The organism is Candidatus Cloacimonadota bacterium (assembly GCA_020532355.1).
Lineage (GTDB): Bacteria > Cloacimonadota > Cloacimonadia > Cloacimonadales > Cloacimonadaceae > UBA5456.
Window position 1 is genome coordinate 1 of the sequence record JAJBBD010000037.1, and the last position, 3,694, is coordinate 3,694.

Sequence of the window (3,694 nt, forward strand, 5' to 3'; positions counted from 1 at the left end):
ACGATGTCAATTTTTCAAGCACTTACGTGTAGGAAAGATTAGTTAATGAGTATTACTTTGATAGATGCAATTTCTTCTATGAGTTCCAAGACCTGCCTAAGAAGGACATCGCACAGTTATGCAGTGAGATACTGGAAATCAAGTTCCATACGGATATAGTTGAATATGTCTACTTCCACTCATGCGGCAATGTCCGCAAAGCTATGAAACTTATCCGCTCAGTGGAAGAGATAGGCAGATACAAGAACCTGGAAATAGTATCCCAAGCAGATCTGGAAATTGAGGTGATGATGACAGATACAGATCTCATCCTCAACTTCATTAGCCAATATGATCGTCCATTCAATGCAGAACTTATCTCCAAGCTGACCAGTGTAAGCATTGAAGCAACAGAAAAGCTACTGCTCGATTTGCTCCAAAGTCAAGCGATTAAACAGATTGAAGATGATCCACCCATCTACGTCCGAGCCAACCGCTTTCAAGCCAGGATTGGCTATCAGCATTACAAGGGCTGGACTTTCAGCATAGCAGATGCCCACAGGCTACTGGACATCCTGGAACAAGGCAGTTACAAATCCATCCGAGAGATTGCTCAAGAAATCGGCAAATCCAGACAGTGGGTCTATATCTATCTGGAGGCTCTGGCATCGATTGAAGTAGTTGATCTGAGGCAGCACATTTATGTGGTTATCTCCCGCCAGAACGTGCCCAAAATCGGCAGAAAAGTCCAGAAAGGTATATTGGGTCAATTGCGGAGTCTGAATAGGGCTGGGTGCTATAGGTTGATGAGTTAGACGCAATCAACAACGAGGGGCTTGTACAATTGTAGCAAGGATGTTCTGTTGTGGTTTAACAAGGGGCCTATTCATCAGTGCTAGTATCTGTAGTGATAAGCTATCAAGGTGAGAGAGCATTCCATGATAACAGAAGCGATACAGAGTCACTTGGAACAGGTATCTTGAAAGGAATTATATGAGATAGGCATAATGTTGAGAACTCAATGCATTGACAAAAAATAGCACTCCAGTTAGTTGCATCAACTGCCAATATCGAAAAAGAGGCTGCGCAATGAAGAAAATTATCGACATCAACTGGAATTCGTTCAGGTCAAAGTTTAACGGAAGAGAACAGGAAAAGTTCGAGGAATTGAGCTATCTATTGTTTTGTAAAGAACATGGGCAGGATTTTGGTATTTTTGGTTACAAGAATCAGACTGGAATAGAAAAAAATCCTATTGATAAGAACGGAGTGTTGGTAGGATTCCAAGCTAAGTTTTTTGAAACCAGAATAAGCGATAACGTGACAACAATAAGGAACGGTATCAGTAAAGCTAAACAAGAGAATCAGGATATAAAAGTAATATACTACTATATAAATAAAGACTTTACAGAAAGTAGTTCCAAGGGAGTCAAAGTCCCAAAGTATAAAACACGCATTGAAGACCACGCGTCAGGACTAGGTATTGATATCGTGTGGAAGACACCAAGTCAACTTCAAGCCCAACTAAGACTTGATAACCATCTATCCATTGCTGAGTACTTTTTTGACCTAAAACCAGGTTTGATAGATACGATTATGAACATCCAACAACATAAAGATCCGATTTTGCAGCCTATAAAAACTCAGATTGAGTATTCGGGTCGAGTTATCAAGATTGATAGGTCGGCAACTATCAGCTTAATCGAAAATGAATTGAAGTTAAACTCAGTACTAGTCCTTAGCGGTGACGGAGGTACAGGAAAAACTGCTATAGTGAAAGAACTGCTTCCCTCATGTCAATCCTACATTTCTTATGTGTTTAAAGCTTATGAATTTAATATTAGTTCGCTTCACGAGTTTTTCAAAAAGTGGGGTGATGTTACACTTCTGGATTTCCTATATGAGCACCAAAATGTTCCGTGTTTAGTAGTCATTGACTCTGCAGAGAGACTCTCTGATATTGATGATCTACAACCGTTTTTTGAGTTTTTCGAGGCATTACTGAAGTCTAAATGGTGCGTTATCTTTACAACAAGAAACAGGTATTATTCAGATCTCATGTATCTACTGAATGAACGGTTCAAAAGCAACCCTTGTAGAATTGAAATACCACTCTTGGAAGCTGATGAGTTGCAAAGAATTTCCCGCGAGAATGAGTTTGCATTACCTTCAAATTGCAAATTTATCGACCTGATACGTACGCCATACTATCTACAAGCGTATTTAGATAATTATCAAGATATCGGATGTAATCAAGATTATAAAGGCTTCTTTGAGTATTTATGGACGCAAAAGGTAATGAGATCACAATCCAAAAAGGATGGCATGCATATTCTTCGATCTGATTGTATGCTCCAGATAGTGAAGAACAAAGCCGAAAGTGGATGCTTCTACATTGATCCGAACTCGTATAACAAAAAGGCCATTGAATTGCTTAATGCTGACGAAGTATTAGGATATGACGAAAGCATCTTATGTTACTTCATTGCTCATGACGTTATCGAGGAGTTGGCACTACGTAAACTACTTGATAAAGAATTTGCAACCAAGTCCAGTATCGAAGGCTTCTTTGAGAGCATTGGTAGCTCTCTGATAATTAGAAGGGCATTTAGGGCTTGGTTATTAGACAGAATAGAATCTGAGCCAGAGCAAGTTCGGTTATTGATAGATGCGACATTATCACAAAGCTCTCTTTCAGCATATTGGCGTGATGAGTCTTTTATATCGATCTTAACCTCCACAAAGGCAAATGAGTTCTTTAATTCTATTGAAACTAATCTCATAAAGAACGATTTCGAACTTATGTACAGGCTAACTTTCCTTCTAAGAACCGCTTGCAAAGAGTTTGACAGCACAGTTGCCAGCCGTGTTATGAAAGAAAAACCGAGTGAAGAATATCTTAAATATGTGTTTACTCAACCGAAGGGACAAGGCTGGGACTTTGTTATAGAATTAATCTTCAAACAGAGAGAATCACCTATGAATTGGAGAATCATCGTTCCTCTTTTACTGGATTGGACAACAAAGCATAGAAAAGGTTCAACAACCTGTTGTGCAGGTAAGATTGCACTTTATAAATACAGAGAATTGATGTCTGATGACCATTCTCGTTATATAGAGAGAGATATTGAAGATCAATTAGTAAATGTGATTTTGAATAGCGCAGGTGAGATCAAAGACGAATTGTCTGGCTACTTCGAATCAGTGTTGAATCCTGATAGACCCCGAAGGGACAACCTCGTTGAAAAATTGTTAACATCGTTGATTGACTCAGCAGAAACCGTCAAGGCACTGCCAGAATATGTTGAAAAACTTGCCTGGCTGTATTGGGTCGCTCAGCCAAGAGACGACGAAGACTACTACGGATATAGGGTCCGTGACATAGAACGAGAGTTTGGTTTATCTAGTTTCTGCGAACATCATTATCATCCTGAGAGTGCTTATCAGACACCAGTTTACTATATGCTAAGATGTCACCCTGTTATGACGTTTGACTTCATAATCAAACTGACAAACCACTCAGTTGAGACCTATGCTCAATCTGAAAGAGGGAAATATGTTGAGAGTATAGTATTATTGATCGATGGAACAAAATACAAACAGCACATTGATTGCTTACTGTGGAATTTGTACCGTGGAGTGAGTGGAGGTCCTGATATTTTACAATCAATACATATGGCGCTTGAGAAATGGTTATTAGAATTGGCAGAAGAAG

Annotated in this window: 2 protein-coding genes; both read left to right on the plus strand. The window is 39.3% G+C overall.

Features of this window, described 5'->3' with window-relative positions; translation table 11 throughout:
• Window positions 1–203: 203 nt before the first annotated feature.
• Window positions 204–794 carry a hypothetical protein gene (locus tag LHW48_01050; protein ID MCB5259050.1) on the plus strand — a complete coding sequence of 197 codons (591 nt, stop codon included), beginning with the start codon at window positions 204–206 and terminating at the stop codon, window positions 792–794.
• Between the two features lie 274 nt (window positions 795–1,068).
• The coding region (locus LHW48_01055) for a hypothetical protein (protein ID MCB5259051.1) at window positions 1,069–3,694 on the plus strand (2,626 nt) is incomplete at its 3' end.

Coding starts and splice junctions, on each gene's coding strand:
- LHW48_01050 (MCB5259050.1), top strand. CDS start 204: ATGAAACTTATCCGCTCAGTGGAAGAGATAGGCAGATACAAGAACCTG.